Raw genomic sequence first — 15,552 nt, 5'->3', positions numbered from 1 at the left:
AGGCCGGGTAAACAATACTACCTGGGGGCTGGCTACCCCAGATTGGTGATTTTCGTTTGACCAAAATTGGCGATTTTCTCCTGACCCGGAGTGGTTAATTTCGCCCGACCCTAACAATGGGGTTAAGACCACTTCTCGTGTCATCCGCACCCTTATGGATAAGGCTGTGGATGACACAGTTTCATAATTGTTTATCAACACCTGCGCCGGTACCGGCGCAGGTGTTGAACACTCTTAGGGGTGATAGTATCAGATTGATATTATCAAAATAGAAAAGTTTTTGGACATAAAAGAAAACAAACGGACATAAAAAGATATATTTAATTGAAAATGGTAGCGCAGAATGGTTTTAGTTTAGGTGGTTCGATTCCCCTACTTCTCATACCCGTAAGGGTAAATAAGTGTAATAGGAGGAAAATGTCTATGTTTAATAAGGAAAGTTTGACTTTTATAAAAGATTTCCCACTTTTAGGTGTCTATATTTTAGCTGTGGCTTGTGAAGCACTGCCTAACCCATGCGGGTATGAAGTGGAGTTATGCTTTTTCGTAGGTAAGCAGCGTGGTATGAGTATGGTGTGCTTTGATAATGTTTTTATAGAAGATGCCACTTTGGATGATTATGCTGAGTTGGAAGAAGTCGTAAATGAGTATTTGGCTCAGCCAGAGCATATAGCACTGGCTGAGAAAGCGGTTATTTGATGTACGGTAATGACACCGGCGCTGCCGGTGTCATTACTCCAAAGGAATGGAGGTAACAATATGAGGACAGTAAGACCTGAGCTGTTGGCTCAGTTAAATCAGTCAGCAAGTGTGTTACAAGAGAATTTGCAGTCTACCACTGCTTATTTTAAGCGGTTGGGACAGTCCAAGGGGATAGTAATAGATGATGCCCCAGTTGATAGACCTGATTATAGTACACGTTATAATTGTAAAAAAGTCAATAATTTACCACATGGTGAGTATCTGGTGGAAGTTCTGAGTGCTAAGTGCCACAACACCCAGGCTTATGAATTTGGTTTGAAAATCTTAAAATCTCTCAGCGTCAATCAAGCCAATGTGGGTAAAGTTATCGTAGGGTATGTACCACGACACAAGGAATGTGAGCAGGCGTTAGCGTGTTGTTTTGGTGATGGATCTCCCGTAGATCGGGTAAAGGACTATGTGGGTAAAATGGGTATCGTAACACTAACATATTATGACTGGGTGATGCCAGGACCAAGAGAAATTTACCCTCAATTTTTTGCTGATGATATCAAGGGTTTCTGATGGGGGCAAAAGGGGGTAATCAGGGGGTGATTGACAAAAGGTAATTCCCCCTGCTAAAAGCCTTATGCCACTTATGAAAAAGTGGATTTGGGGGCAGAAGGGGCAGTTGATTTCAGGTTTTTTTGAATTTAAGATTTCGGAGTTTGGTCTGGGCTTAAAAAAATTATAAAAAACGATTGCCCCTTCTGCCCCTAAATGGTGTTTAACCCTTATTGTATATAGGTTTTCTTTGGGGGTATTTCTTATTGTCAAGTTCCCCTTGAGACACCAGAAAAATGCCGATGGTGTATGGGTTTTGTTTGGGGGACCTTCCCTATTGTCAAGTTCCCCCTCCGTAAAATACAGAGTTAGAGAGGATGTTCGTATGATTGAAACAAATATAGAAAAAATACCGTTATTTCTGAGAAGAATTAAGGGATGGGCTGGTTATAAGCTAAAAGAAACAGGGAAAAAGCCCTTGTCCGTTCTGGATATGAAAGGTGTGGGGCCAGACGATAAAGATAGAGTGGTAGATTTTGACACAATAACAACTGCATTTCAGTCAGATAAAATTGATTCTGTTGGTGTAAGCCTGTCTGGTGAAGAAATCACCTGTGTTGACCTCGATTGTCACGATCCAGCACTTCGGGAAAAGTACGAGGAACTGAAAGAAGAAATATTGGGTATGTTCCATACTTACGCTGAGACCTCAATAAGTGGTTTGGGAGTACATATCTATGTAAAAGGCAGAAAGCCAGAGGGTTATAAACATTGTGATAAGTGGGGTATCATTGAGGTTTACGATTGTTCCCGCTTTATGATAGTGACAGGTAATGTGGTGGATGAAGCACACGATACTTACCTTGCAGTCTGTCAGGAGCAGTTAAACGCCTTATGTGAAAAGTACCTTCTCAAAAAGGGAACCTACTCTGGTTTGGTGGGAAAAGGTGTCTACACCAAGACAGATGAAGAAGTGATAGGGAAACTCAAAAAGTTCAAGAAGGGGTTGTTATTCTGGGAAGGACGCTGGGTGGAAATTCAGAAAAAAGATGATGCGGGATATGAGTATCAAGCATACCCCTCCCAGTCAGAAGCCGACTTCGCTTTTGCAAGTCTGCTCCTGTTCCTGAATGGCAACAATCCGGAACAGGCTGAGAAAATCTTTTTGCAGTCTGGTATGTGGAGTGAAAAGCGAAAGGCTAAGAAAGCAAGTGGGTATGTGCAGCACACCATAGGGGAAGCCAGTATCAGGTGCAGTCGTGTATATGACTGGGACAGGCTGAGTTACACCCCTGTTGAACAGAATTTGGATGTGGATGAAGTGCTGCAGCAGAACCAGGGGAAAGAACTGATTGCAAAAGCAAAAAGCAGAAAACTGGTGTTAAGTAATAATCCTGAGCTGAATGAGCATCTTTGCAAGTACATCATTAACTATGGCTCAGAAAGCAGGGATGTTCCTGTCACCGTACACGGTGATCTGGATAGTGCTGCTAATGGTATCCGTTTCTGGCTGGTTAATCAGAATGATTTGATATACTTGTCTGATGGTGACGAATGGCTGGCTTGGAATGGTAAGGTTTGGGATAGGTGTTACGATAAAAACTTGCTTTGGTACGCAGAAAGAGTGTTCCACCAGTTAAAATATGAGGCGTACAACCTTTTCAGAGAAAGCGTGGTCCAGACTGAAAATCAGAAAGTTCTTGAAAAACAGGCTCTTACCCTTTTTGAGTATGCATCTTCAAGCAAGGGTAAAAGACAATGTATGGAAATGATTGAGTTCTCCAAATCCCATTTTATCAAGGCTCAAAAAGAACAAAAGGTGGGTCAGAAAATTACTGCTAATTCAAATGTTCTCAACTTACAAAATGGGGTTTATGACTTTGATTCTTTGAGTTTCCATCCACACAGCAGAGAGTTTTACCAGACAAAAATGGCTGGTGTCGCTTATGAGGAAGGGACTGAGTGTCCTTTATGGGTTGACTTTTTGAACATGGTTCTCCCGTCTGAGCCAGTCAGAAGGTTCCTGCAAAAAGCGATTGGTTACACTTTATCAAGTGGGTATATGGAAAAATGTATGTTTGTCCTCTACGGTGAGAATGGTAACAACGGAAAGACCACCATTATCAAGACAATTCATACCCTGATGGGTGAGTATGCTGTTGCAGCAGAAAAGCAGACCATTATGGATGTGAGATCGCAGAGTGCAGGATCACCAAGACCAGACCTTGTAAGGCTGAGGGACAGGCGTTTTGTCTGCATAAGTGAGAGTGAAAAGGATGATAAGTTAGCAGAGGGTCTTATTAAAAATCTGACTGGTGGTGGCATTGTGATATGTCGCACACTCCACCATGAACCAGTTGAGTTTAAGTCCACATTCAAAATCTTCTTAGATACCAACTACAAACCCCAAGTCAGGGGTACAGATGAAGCTCTTTGGAGACGCCTGAAGGTGATCCCTTTCGAGGTCACAATACCACCAGAAAAGATTGATTTGAATTTTGGTGAAAAATTGGAACAAGAATTGCCCGGCATTCTCAACTGGGCCATAGAGGGTTATAAACTTTATAAGGCTGAAGGATTGGGTATGCCTGAGGAAATGAGTGATATTATAAAAGACTACGCTGAGGATATGAGTTCTCTTGACCAATGGCTGAAAGAGTGTGTGATACAAATTACTGACGCTGGAAAAAATTCTATCAGTTATACCAGCAAGCAGCTGTATCAGTCCTATCAGCATTGGTGTAAGTTTAATGGGGAGTATTCCTGGACCCAACGAAAGTTCACTCAGGAAATTAACCGAAAGCCCGCATTTCAGGAGATAAAAAAGGTACAGGGGTATATCAGATATAGAAATGTAACCCTGAATGACATTGGTGATTTGTGTTACCATAAAGCAGAATTTGACGATAGTGACTTTGCCAAAAAGTACCATGAGAAAGTGGCTTTGAAGTTTGAACGCTCAGAAAAGGAGCAAGCAGATAGTTGAGGATTTGAAAATGTATATTCAACACTAACCCCACGCCGGTACCGGCGTGGGGTTCATCTTTATCAGCACTACCCACTATTTGTTCTTTTTTCAGAGAAAAAAGAAGGACATAAATGGAAAAGAAAGACACAGTTATAGGAAATGTGGGACAGTAATTTTTATATTGAGTAGTGGTTCAGGAAGATGGACTAAGAAAAAGAGGTGGTGTTTATGGAAAAAGCGGTAATCGCTTTGAAAGTCAAGAGTGATAAGACTGGTATCAGAACAGCAGTATATCAAGCCTGTCAACTCGCTATGCAGGCTTGGAGATCAGGGATTGAAGTAGTGGATTGTGTCATCACCTTTGGTGGAGCAAGGGATATTTTGCGTGAAGTCAAGGTAATTGACGCAAAAGAAAGGTTTGATACGCTGCTGATTTACTCACCCAGTCAGATATGTAAAGATAAGATTGAGTATTTGGAATTTGAGAATTTCATGACTGAGTGTTTCAAGGTAGGAATCAAATATCTACGCTCAGGCACTTAATGGGTGGTATCAAAATTCTTATGGGATTGGGGATGGTTCTGTTATCCTTTGGATTGTAGTCCTTCCCCTTTTCCCCGATAGTTTATGTGAAAGTGTCAAAGTCCTTTGAAATTTTGGTACAAAATAGAATTATGACCAAAATGGGTGAATACGGGAATTTGAATTATTCCCGTATTCTCAAGAGGATTAGGTCAAAAATATTTATTTTTTGAGCATCTAAAGTGTTATTTACCTATATTTTATGGTGCTGAAATTATTAGATGCAAAAAATCAGCAAATATTTTTGAAATAAGGCCAAAATCTCATAGATAAAGGTCATAAATCCAAAATGTCAAGGAATTTTGATACAGTTTTCATTGTGTAGGGAATACGGGAAGTTCCCCTATTCCCTCTTAATAACAGGAAGGGGGTGTACCTATGGTTTGGGCCTATGTGATGGAAAATGGGAATGGTGTAGAAAAGCACAGCAATCAACCAGTTTTTCAACTGATCCAGAAGATGGGGCTTACAGATGAACAGCTTGTCTTTGACCAGGATAATAACAGGGGTGAATTCTGCAAACTTTTGGAGAGTATGGATGTAGGCGATAAGTTAATTATCAGGAGTGTCGCAGATTTGGCAGATGATTTGATGAATTTGATAAATGTATTTCAAAAACTGACTGACAAGCAGATTTCACTATGTAGCATTGAAGAACCTTTTTTGTCTGGTGAGGACTACTTGGGGAGCATTACGGAATTTACCCGCTTGTATGTGCTTTTCCAGAAAAAGAAACAGCAGGCAGGTTATAGAAAGGCTTGTGCTGAAGGCAGGGTGGGTAGGCCACCTACCAAGAGCAAGGATATTGAGCAGGCCATTGAACTTTATAAAAGTGACGCCTGTACCATCAGCCAGATCACCGCTCTTACAGGGGTCAGCAAGACTACCCTGTATAGGGTGCTGAAAGAACAAAAAGTGGGTAGACCAGAGGGTTAAAATCCCACTTCGTTAAATAGATAGATAAGGAAAAATGACACTCTGGTGTATGGTGAAATCTCAAAGGGAGAAAAGAACGAAAAGCGTGTCAGGAGTTAAACGAATATTTTTAGATAAGGGGTTGAGGAAATGGCAAATAAGAAAACACGGGCAGTCGATAAGGAAGAATTTGAAAAAATCATAAGTACCATAAGGACAGGCTTTGTCCTCCCTGGTGGGGATAGGGTCAGACCTAATGAACGAGTGGCAACAGCACTCACGCTGCAAGCAAATTTGGGGTTACGGATTGGCGACATAGTACATTTGAGGTTAGCAGATATCCTTTTTGAGGGTGGCAGGTATCACCTTGACATCGTGGAGCAGAAAACGGGAAAGTCCAGAACATTCACTGTACCAGCAGAGGTTTATATCTACTTACAGGACTACGCTTTGAAAAATGGGCTAAAACCTACTCAAAAGTTATTCCCACTTACAGTCAGAGCAGTCCAGCTCCATCTTCAAAAGGTGTGTAGGTATCTGGGGATCACTGGTGTCAGCACACATTCATTCCGAAAGTTCTTTGCAGTCAGCATCTATATAGAAAATGATTACAATGTAGAACTGGTACGCCAGCTGCTCCAGCATAGTAGTGTGGCAGTTACACAGCACTATTTAAGTGTGGAGCCTAAAATCGTAGAGCAAGCCTTACAGAAGCATATCGTATTACCCGCATAAAAAAGGACAGTTGAGCGTGATTGCTCAACTGTTTTCTTTTTTGAAGGACATAAATATATTTTATTTTGACATATACACTTCAAAAAGAACACAAAAAACGAAAAACACACTAAAACGATGACAGTTTTCCTTAATCAATGCAGAAACAAGTGGTTTCTATAAAATTGGTTAAGGAGATTTGATATATGAATAATAGTTTATTGATAAGTGTACCTTCAGCAGCAAAGAAGTTGGGAGTTCCCAAGAAAGCAGTCCTGTCAATGATTAATACGGGTGTTCTGGTAGGTATCGCCGCAGCTGGCGATACCTACATTACCACGCAAAGCATAGAAAGCCTTGCGGGACAAAATTCAACTGTTGATTCTGGGCAACATCCCAGTGGATATCCAGAACCCCAGGAGGTATCATGCCTGTTGACCAAAAATGATGTAGTCGTTGAGCCAGAGAAAGCAGGTGCAGATATGGTTTACAAGGGTTCTGTTTCATCCTTAAAGGATGGTAGGTTTATGGTGCAGATAGACCTTGGGAAGACCCCTGATGGCAAGAGGAAAAGAGAGAGCAAGAGTTTCAAGTCTCAGAAAGAGGCTGATGCCTACCTTGCTAAGAGGTTACAGGAATTGAATGGGGTTCAGGTAGTCAGCACACCTTTTGTTCCTGCTCAACCTATGGCATCCCTTGCCCTCTCCCAGTACACCCAACTGACCTTTGAGGAATACGCTATTGAACTGTTGAATTCTGGTGTTGGCAAGGCCACCACTCGCACGATTGAAAATTACAGACGAGGAAGCAAAATGATGCTGCCATACATAGGCAGCAAGAAGATGGTAGAGATTACAGAACAGGATATCAAAAAGGCTTTTGAAAAAATCAGGTACGCTTACGCTAAAAGTGGCGTAAGACACAGTTTCAATACAACCAAACTGATTTTTCAGACAGCCCTTGATAACAACGATATACCAGTAGATATTATGAGAAGATTAAGGTGTCCTACCAGTAAAAAGCCTGTCGCCAAAGACAAATATCCTACTTTCTCAGACGAGGATATAGATGTTCTGTTTCAAACCAGCAGAAAATACAGTCTGGAACTTTACACCATTTTTGCAGTTTTAGAGTGTACTGGAATGCGTCCTGGGGAATTGAGGGCTCTGGAATGGGATTCATTCGACCCACTCCAAAAGACAATCCGAATTCAGCAGGCTGCAACCGTGCAGTATGAAGAAATTACTACTTTGAAACGACAGGCAAAGCATAGGGACATCATCTCCACCCCTAAGTCTGAGTATAGTGTAAGGACACTCCGACTGTCTGATCTGGCCGTAAAAGCCTTACAGGAGTGGAAGCAATTTGTCAGTAGGAGCAGGAGTGCAGGCAAGCGTAACAGTCAATTTATTTTTTCAGATAAGGTAGGTAATGTCAGGTCAGAATCATCCTATCAATCTCTGATTCAAAGATACAGAAAGCAGTATCATATTGAGGATATGGGAATCAATCTCTATAAATTCAGACATACGATGTGTACTCGCTTGATCCTATCTGGTCAGCCAATCTCAGTCATCCAAAGAATAATGGGTGACAACACCCCAGATATTATTATGAAGATTTATACCCACGTCAACGAGGAAATGGCTATGAAAGCAACAGAGGGTTTTTATGATGAACTCAATCGAAAAAATGCCAACAGGATGGTAGTGTGAGCATAAGGGTGGTCAACAGACCACCCTTCATTTTTTGTTGACATCCGATGTCAAAGACGGTACAATAAGTGTGATTTTTGACGCAATTTATGTCATCATGCCAACAAAAATACATTTTGTCAACAAGTTAATTTCTTTACCATATCTCCCCAAAAGGGTGTTTCAGGAAGCGCTCGTAATGAGCAGGCCGTGGGTTCGATTCCCACCACTAGCTCCAAAAAAGGCACGACGTATGTCGTGCCTTTTTTGTTATTTTCCGGCGTTCTTGGTGCCCTCGCTGTCAAAGCGCCCGGCGCAGCTTCAGAATAGTTAGATTAATCTCTCCATCCACCGCATCTCCAGAGCCGGAATAGGTCAACGTAAACGTTGTGGCTGCTGGCGCCCGCAGAATAAGAAAGCTTGAGCCTGCCGCACTCCCACCGGCTGTATTGACAGCAAAATAGATCCCTGTCTCCAAATGGGTGGTACCGTTATAAGATGGCGTTACCTGCATATAGTTGGCCTGCCGAAAAACCGCTGATACCTTATAAGAAATCAAATAATAGCCAGGTTCCAGCGCAATAACCGTGGGACTGGCCTGGGTGATCTGCCCGGTTGGATCTGTCACATCCGGAAACACCACCAACTGACTCCCTCGAACAAGTGGATACTGATAATTCACATACGACGCAAACACATCATCCGGAGCGGTGCCGGCAGATCCAGTAGGGCCTGTGGGACCCGTGGGACCTTCTCCCCCCGCAGGGCCAGTTGGCCCCTGCGCTCCCGTCGGCCCTGTGGGGCCGGTGCTGCCCACCGCTCCTGTTGGGCCCATGGGACCCGTTGCTCCTGTTCCTGCAGGGCCTGTGGGGCCTGTAGGACCGACAGGGCCCGTATCACCCGCTTCCCCTGTTGGACCTGTTGGACCTGTGGAACCAGCGCCATCGGCCCCTGCAGGGCCTGTAGGACCTACTGGGCCAATACTGCCAGTCGCCCCTGTGGGACCCGTAGGGCCTGTTGGACCGGTACTGCCCACTGTCCCCGCCGGACCCATGGGACCTGTTGGGCCGGCATTGCCCGTTGCTCCTGTGGGGCCTGTGGGACCAGCACCGCCTGTTGCCCCTGTAGGGCCGGTAGGTCCCTGCCAGATACAGCAGGTCGGTCCGCTCAGGCGAAGCGGGTCCGGATTATAATATCGATACTGCTCGTTTTCCCATCGCCGCACGGCCGCTCCCTCGTCTCTCCTTAAATTCTCCGGCAACTCATGAGAGGATTGCCGTCTGCTTCATCCTATTCTCTCCCCTGGCCGCTGGTGCTGTCGACAAAGAAAAACCGGCCCCTGCCGCAGCTGCGGCAGGGGCCGGTTCTGTCTGCTGGAGATCAATACAGCAGGTTCTTCTCGGTCTGAGGATCAAACAGGTGAATGAGCTCAGGACGGAACGCAAAGTTGATGGCGGTACCATAGGGGATACCGGCACGATGCTCCTCAGGCAACTCGGTGGTGGGAATACGCAGCACCACGTCCTTGCCGGCGGCGGTCACATGGAGGTACACCTCGCTGCCCATCATCTCGGACACATCCACCGTGCTGGACACGGTGTGAGGACCAGCCACAGGGGCAAAGGAGATGTGCTCAGGACGGATACCGGCCACCACATCCATGTCGCCCACACCCTTCTCGGTGAGGATCTTCTGGGCCTTGTCAGCCAGCTCAATCACAGCGTCGGCCACAGCGATCTGATACTTGCCGTCCTTCTTCTGCAGCTTGGCATCGAAGAAGTTCATCTGGGGAGAGCCAATGAAGCCGGCCACAAACAGGTTGGCGGGACGATCGAACACTTCCTGAGGAGTACCGATCTGCTGAATGAAGCCATCCTTCATGATGACGATACGGTCGCCCAGGGTCATAGCCTCGGTCTGATCGTGAGTCACGTAGATGAAGGTGGTATTGATGCGCTGGCGCAGCTTGATGATCTCGGCGCGCATCTGGTTACGCAGCTTGGCGTCCAGGTTGGACAGAGGTTCGTCCATCAGGAACACCTGAGGATCGCGGACGATGGCGCGGCCGATGGCCACACGCTGACGCTGGCCGCCGGACAGAGCCTTGGGCTTACGATCCAGGTACTGGGTGATATCCAGGATGGCAGCAGCCTCACGCACCTTCTTGTCGATCTCATCCTTGGGCACCTTGCGCAGCTTCAGGGCAAAGGCCATATTCTCATACACGGTCATGTGGGGATAGAGTGCGTAGCTCTGGAACACCATGGCGATATCGCGGTCCTTGGGCTCCACATCGTTCATCCGCTTGCCGCCGATGAGCAGATCGCCCTCGGAGATATCCTCCAGGCCGGCCACCATCCGCAGAGTGGTGGACTTGCCGCAGCCGGAAGGACCGACCAGCACGATGAACTCCTTATCCGCGATCTCCAGATTGAAGTCGTGGACAGCGGTCACCTTGTTGTCATAGATCTTCTTGACGCCTTTCAGAACTACAGTTGCCATATACATGGACCGTAAGGGCAATGCCTCCGCAAATACCCTCTCGCCCCGGGAGAGCAAAACTCCCAGAACGTTACGACAGGTCTCCACACTGCCGCACCGCCGGTCCGGCGGATTTTCCTCCTTTTTTTCGACTCTTCCGGCCTATAGGAATGGAGTAGGACCGGAAGGCCTGTATTTGGGGGTGCGCTCTATTCAGCCGCGGACTAATTCGCCGCGGAAGAATACATCTTTCAGTTCCAGATTCTCATCCAGAACAACCACATTGGCCCGCTTGCCGGGCTCCAGGCTGCCGGCCCGGCTGAAAATGCCGATAGCCTTGGCAGGATTGACCGCAGCAGCCCGCACGGCATCCGCCAGAGGGATGCCAAAAGACACGGCGGTCTTCATACAATTCATCAGATCGGTAACAGAACCGGCCAGGGTGCCGTCCTCCAGGGTAGCATACTTGCCCTTTACCTTGACGGCCTGGCCGCCCAGAGTATAATCGCCGTCAGGCATACCGGCGGCCCGCATGGTATCGGAAATCAGGATGACACGCTTGGCGCCGAACATCTTGAACACCGCCCGCACCACAGAGGGATGGATGTGAACGCCATCACAGATCAATTCCACATTGCACAGCGGAGTGTCCAGAGCCGCGCCCACCACACCGGGAGCCCGGTGGGTAAAGGCCGGCATGGCGTTAAACAGGTGGGTCACCTGCCGGGCGCCCAGCCGGAAGGCTTCCATAGCAGTGTCATAGTCTGCAGTGGTGTGAGCCAGGGAGATGGTAACCTCGCTCTCCATAGCCTCGATAAACTCCATGGCGCCCGGCTCCTCGGGAGCCAGGGACACCAGTTTTACCAGGCCCTGAGAGGCAGCAATAAGACGGCGCAGCATATCCACATCAGGGGCATGGAGCCAATCGCCGTTCTGCGCGCCCTTCTTGGCCATGGAGAGGAAGGGCCCCTCCAGGTTAATGCCGCACAGGGCAGCGCCGGGCTTGTCGGCAGCTTTATGGGCGGCCGCCACCTGGCAGACCTTGGTGAGCTGATCCTCCAGCAGAGTCATGCCGGCGGGGCAGATCTGGGTCACGCCCCGGGACAGCTCATACTGGGCCATGATCTCCAGTCCCTCGGGATCAGCATCAGAGAAGTCGTGGCCTTTACAGCCATGAAAATGTACATCGGTCAGACCGGGGATCACATAGCAGCCGGTGGCATCATAGGTCTTGCCATCGCTGCTGGAGTTGGAAAGAAGCCGACCGTCAAAGCAGACGTCCCGCTTGACAAATCCCTCCTGCAGGTCAAAAACCTGGCCGCCGGTTATCCGCATACGGGAACACCTGCTTCCACAAGCTTATGGAGGGCAGCCTTATCGCCCACCAGGGTTACATCGGGATGGAGCTGGAGCACGGAAGCAGGCACGTCCTTGGTGACGGGGCCGGTAAAGGCCTCCTTCACGATGTCGGCCTTCTCCTCGCCGCTGACGATAATCAGGATGCGGCGGGCATTCATGATGTTCTTGATGCCCATGCTCAGAGCGTGGCGGGGCACCTCGTCCCGGCTCTCAAAGAAGCGCTTGTTGGCCTCGATGGTGCTCTCGGTCAGGTCCACCAGATGAGTCTCCAGGCCGAAGTCGTCGCCCGGCTCGTTGAAGGCAATGTGGCCGTTATGGCCCATACCCAGCAGCTGCAGGTCAATGCCGCCCAGATCCCGGATCAGCTTGTTGTAAGCCTCGCACTCGGCCTCGGGGTTCTTGGCCAGGCCGTTAAGCACATGGGTGTTCTCCGGCTTGATATCAATGTGGTCGAACAGGTTATCCTGCATAAAATAGCGGTAGCTCTGCTCATGGTGGGGAGAAAGGCCCAGGTACTCGTCCAGGTTGACGGAGCGGACCTCCGCGAAGGACAGATCGCCCTTCTTGTACCAGTCCACCAGCTGCTTATAGGTGCCCACGGGGGTACCGCCGGTGGCGAGACCCAGCACACAGTCGGGCTTGTAGATGACCTGGGCGGAGATGATATTGGCCGCCCGGCGGCTCATGGCCTGATAGTCTTCCGATTGATAAATACGCATAATAATGTAACTCCTAGCCTTTCATATCAAAGTGGGGCGGGCGGGTCACCGCCCGCCCCGGAACTTGATCTGGGATCAGCAGTATTTGGCAATGGCAGCGGTGATCATGGCATAGGCCTCGTCCACCACGGCGGCATCGCTGTCGATCAGGCCGGGCATGGGCTTGCGGACGGAACCGCAGTTCACGCCGTTCTTGGCCAGGATGGCCTTCATCACGGCATACAGGTTGCCGTGAGCGGAGCACATCTTATAGATGATGCGGCAGATATCATTCTGAATCTGGCGGGCAGGCTCCATCTCGCCCTTCTGGAAGTGCTCATACACCTTCAGGAAGAGCTCGGGCATAACGGCATAGGTGCCGCCGATGCCGGCGCAGGCGCCCATGGCCAGACCGGACACATACTGCTCGTCGGGACCGTTGAACACGATGACCCCGGCATCCTTCCACATCTGGATGTCCTGAACAGGCATGGAGGAGTTCTTCACGCCGATGACCCGGGGATTCTTCTGCATCTCAGCCAGCAGAGAGGGGGTCAGGGCCACACCGGCCAGCTGGGGAATGTTGTAGATGATGAAGTCGGTGTTGGGAGCGGCAGAAGAGATGTCGTTCCAGTAGCCGGCGATGCCATACTCGGGCAGGTGGAAGTAGATGGGGGGAATGGCGGCAATGGCATCCACACCCAGGCTCTCAGCATGAGCAGCCAGCTCCATGCTGTCGGCGGTGTTGTTGCAGGCAACGTGGGCAATGACGACCACCTTGCCCTTGGCCTCGGCCATCACGTTCTCCAGTACCACCTTGCGCTCAGCCACGCTCTGGTAGATGCACTCACCGGAGGAGCCGCCCACATACAGGCCATTGACACCCTTGCCGATCAGGTAGCGGGTCAGGGCGCGGACCTCGTCGGGGGAAATGTTGCCGGCCTCATCATAGCAGGCGTAAAAGGCCGGAATCACGCCCTGGTATTTTTTCAGATCGCTCATGTTAATATTCCTTCTCTCAAAACGATAATAAACGAACTTCTAAGATAAATCAACCCTTAAATACGCACGCCGCAGGGTAAAATAACTGTGCCAGCGGAGCAGCGTCCGGTCAGCGGGATCAGCCCTTGACCGCGCCCATGGCGATGCCCTGGGTGAAGTACTTCTGGAAGGCGATGAACACGGCCACGATAGGGATGGCGGCCAGGGTGGCGCCAGCCATGATGAGGCCGAAGTCGCTGGACATCTCGCCCTGCAGGCGGGCAATACCCAGAGAGATGGTCCAGTTGACACGGCTGGTCAGCATGATCAGCTGGAGGAAGTAGTCGTTCCAGGAGTTAACGAAGGTAAAGATAGCCAGAGCACCGATGCCGGGCTTAATCATGGGGAAGACCACGCTGAAGAAGGTGCGCAGCTCCCCGGCGCCGTCCACCCGGGCGGCCTCCAGGATCTCATTGGGTATAGTCTCCGAGAACTGTTTCATCAGGAACACGCCGAAGGGCCAGCCTACGGTGGGCAGGATAACGGCCCACAGGGTATCCGCCAGATGGAGGAGGTTCATCTCGCGCAGCAGGGGGATGACGATAACCTGCTTGGGCAGAGCCATGGCGCAGATGATGATGGTGAAGAGGAGGGCCCGGCCATAGAACCGCTTCTTAGCCAGAGCGTAACCAGCCAGAGCGGCGGTGAGGCAGGTGAGCACCAGCGCGCCCACAGCCATAATAATGGTGTTAAGCAGCCACTGGCCAGCGGGATTCTTGAACAGCTTGGCGTAGTTCTCCAAAGTAGGACTCAGAGGGAACCACTGAGGGGTACGGGCGTTGATGGTCATGGCGTCCTTGAAGGAGCCGGTGACGATCCAGTACAGCGGGAAGATGAAGAAAATTGCCAGGAGGACCAGGATCACGATGGTGATCGCCTTGTAACCGGTGGAAGTACCGGCCAGCTTGCTTTTCGCGTTATTCATCTTCTCACCTCCTTAACCGTTGTCAGTCTTCGCGAACTTGAACTGGATGGCAGAGAAGATCGCGATGATGATGGCCAGGACCACACCCATAGCGTTGGCGTAGCCGAAGTTCTGGTTGTTGTACGCCATCTGGAAGATGTAGTACATAATGGTGTCGGTGGCATGGTTGGGTCCACCGGAAGTCAGCAGCTGGATCAGTGCGAAGCACTGGAAGGAGTTGATGGTGGTGATGACCAGGATGTACAGGGTGGTGGGCATGATCTGGGGCCACTTGATCTTCCAGAACACCTGGAGCTTGGTGGCGCCATCCACCTGAGCAGCCTCCACCAGAGACTGGTCCACGTTACCCAGGGCAGCCACATACAGCACGATGGGCTGGCCGATAGAGGTGGTGAACAGGATCAGGATGATACACCAGATGGCGGTAGCGGAATTGCCCAGCCAGTCATAACCGGTGGTACCAAAGATCTGGTTCAGCAGACCGTTATAGGGGTTGAACATCCACTTCCACACCACGGTAACTGCCACAGTACCGGTAACCACGGGCAGGTAGAACACGCAGCGGAAGAAGGAGCGGGTCACTGCCTTCATCTGATAGATGGCGGAGCTGACCCACAGGGAAAAGGCGGTAACGGCGGGCACCGCTACCACGACGATGATGACGGTATTCAGGAATCCCTTCCAGAAGACGGGGTCCTGTGCCATCTTGACATAGTTGGCAAAACCAATGAACTTGGTGGCGGAGCTGTCCAGGCCCATCTCCTGGAAGCTGAACACCACGCACATGATCATTGGGATCACCACAAAGCCGATAAAGAAGACCAAGCTGGGCAGCAGGAACAGGTAGGCGGAAATGGTCTCCCGCCGGACCAGGGCCTTGCTCATGCCGGAGAACTGGGACCGCTTCTCCTTCTTGGGCTTCTTCGCGAC

Annotated in this window: 14 protein-coding genes; 7 read left to right on the top strand and 7 right to left on the bottom strand. The window is 49.4% G+C overall.

The genetic code is table 11. The annotated features are described in order from the left end of the window. Positions 1 to 423: 423 nt before the first annotated feature. From B5G42_RS14965 to B5G42_RS14940, 7 genes are all read left to right on the top strand, one after another. On the top strand, positions 424 to 699 hold the full coding sequence (locus B5G42_RS14965; protein WP_087272005.1) for a hypothetical protein: 276 nt from the start codon (positions 424 to 426) through the stop codon (positions 697 to 699). Between the two features lie 60 nt (positions 700 to 759). Next, a complete protein-coding gene (locus B5G42_RS17970) occupies positions 760 to 1,266 on the top strand; it encodes a hypothetical protein (protein WP_140399865.1) in 507 nt (168 codons plus the stop codon). A gap of 364 nt (positions 1,267 to 1,630) precedes the next feature. Further along, complete coding sequence (locus B5G42_RS14960; protein WP_087272002.1) at positions 1,631 to 4,231, top strand: phage/plasmid primase, P4 family; 2,601 nt, start codon at positions 1,631 to 1,633, stop codon at positions 4,229 to 4,231. A 210-nt stretch (positions 4,232 to 4,441) separates the two neighbouring features. Then, positions 4,442 to 4,756 carry a hypothetical protein gene (locus B5G42_RS14955; RefSeq protein ID WP_087272000.1) on the top strand — a complete coding sequence of 105 codons (315 nt, stop codon included), beginning with the start codon at positions 4,442 to 4,444 and terminating at the stop codon, positions 4,754 to 4,756. A gap of 417 nt (positions 4,757 to 5,173) precedes the next feature. Further along, positions 5,174 to 5,731, top strand: a complete 558-nt coding sequence (locus B5G42_RS14950; protein ID WP_087271997.1) for a helix-turn-helix domain-containing protein — start codon at positions 5,174 to 5,176, stop codon at positions 5,729 to 5,731. Between the two features lie 129 nt (positions 5,732 to 5,860). Further along, complete coding sequence (locus B5G42_RS14945; protein WP_087271995.1) at positions 5,861 to 6,445, top strand: tyrosine-type recombinase/integrase; 585 nt, start codon at positions 5,861 to 5,863, stop codon at positions 6,443 to 6,445. 185 nt (positions 6,446 to 6,630) lie between these two features. Beyond that, on the top strand, positions 6,631 to 8,139 hold the full coding sequence (locus B5G42_RS14940; protein WP_087271992.1) for a tyrosine-type recombinase/integrase: 1,509 nt from the start codon (positions 6,631 to 6,633) through the stop codon (positions 8,137 to 8,139). A gap of 280 nt (positions 8,140 to 8,419) precedes the next feature. Here B5G42_RS14940 and B5G42_RS18770 read toward each other — a convergent pair whose 3' ends face one another. The 7 genes from B5G42_RS18770 to B5G42_RS14900 all read right to left on the bottom strand — a co-directional run bounded on the left by B5G42_RS18770 (position 8,420) and on the right by B5G42_RS14900 (position 15,507). Then, positions 8,420 to 8,800 (bottom strand): hypothetical protein, encoded by a 381-nt coding sequence (locus B5G42_RS18770; protein ID WP_242961240.1) that lies wholly within the window; start codon positions 8,798 to 8,800, stop codon positions 8,420 to 8,422. Positions 8,801 to 9,498: 698 nt separating this feature from the next. Then, complete coding sequence (gene ugpC / locus B5G42_RS14925) at positions 9,499 to 10,620, bottom strand: ABC transporter ATP-binding protein (RefSeq protein WP_087188317.1); 1,122 nt, start codon at positions 10,618 to 10,620, stop codon at positions 9,499 to 9,501. Between the two features lie 192 nt (positions 10,621 to 10,812). Further along, positions 10,813 to 11,934 (bottom strand): N-acetylglucosamine-6-phosphate deacetylase, encoded by a 1,122-nt coding sequence (gene nagA, locus B5G42_RS14920; protein WP_087271982.1) that lies wholly within the window; start codon positions 11,932 to 11,934, stop codon positions 10,813 to 10,815. After that, positions 11,925 to 12,677 carry a glucosamine-6-phosphate deaminase gene (nagB, locus tag B5G42_RS14915; RefSeq protein ID WP_087271979.1) on the bottom strand — a complete coding sequence of 251 codons (753 nt, stop codon included), beginning with the start codon at positions 12,675 to 12,677 and terminating at the stop codon, positions 11,925 to 11,927. The genes nagA and nagB overlap by 10 nt, the downstream gene beginning before the upstream one ends. Positions 12,678 to 12,752: 75 nt before the next feature. Continuing rightward, positions 12,753 to 13,658 (bottom strand): dihydrodipicolinate synthase family protein, encoded by a 906-nt coding sequence (locus B5G42_RS14910; protein ID WP_087188303.1) that lies wholly within the window; start codon positions 13,656 to 13,658, stop codon positions 12,753 to 12,755. Positions 13,659 to 13,776: 118 nt separating this feature from the next. Continuing rightward, entirely contained in the window at positions 13,777 to 14,622 is an 846-nt protein-coding gene (locus B5G42_RS14905; RefSeq protein ID WP_087271976.1) for a carbohydrate ABC transporter permease, read from the bottom strand. 12 nt (positions 14,623 to 14,634) lie between these two features. Continuing rightward, complete coding sequence (locus tag B5G42_RS14900; protein WP_343286706.1) at positions 14,635 to 15,507, bottom strand: carbohydrate ABC transporter permease; 873 nt, start codon at positions 15,505 to 15,507, stop codon at positions 14,635 to 14,637. Positions 15,508 to 15,552 lie beyond the last annotated feature (45 nt).

Source organism: Flavonifractor sp. An91 (assembly GCF_002159225.1).
Taxonomy (GTDB): domain Bacteria; phylum Bacillota; class Clostridia; order Oscillospirales; family Oscillospiraceae; genus Flavonifractor; species Flavonifractor avicola.
This window is presented reverse-complemented; position numbering and strand designations above follow the sequence as displayed.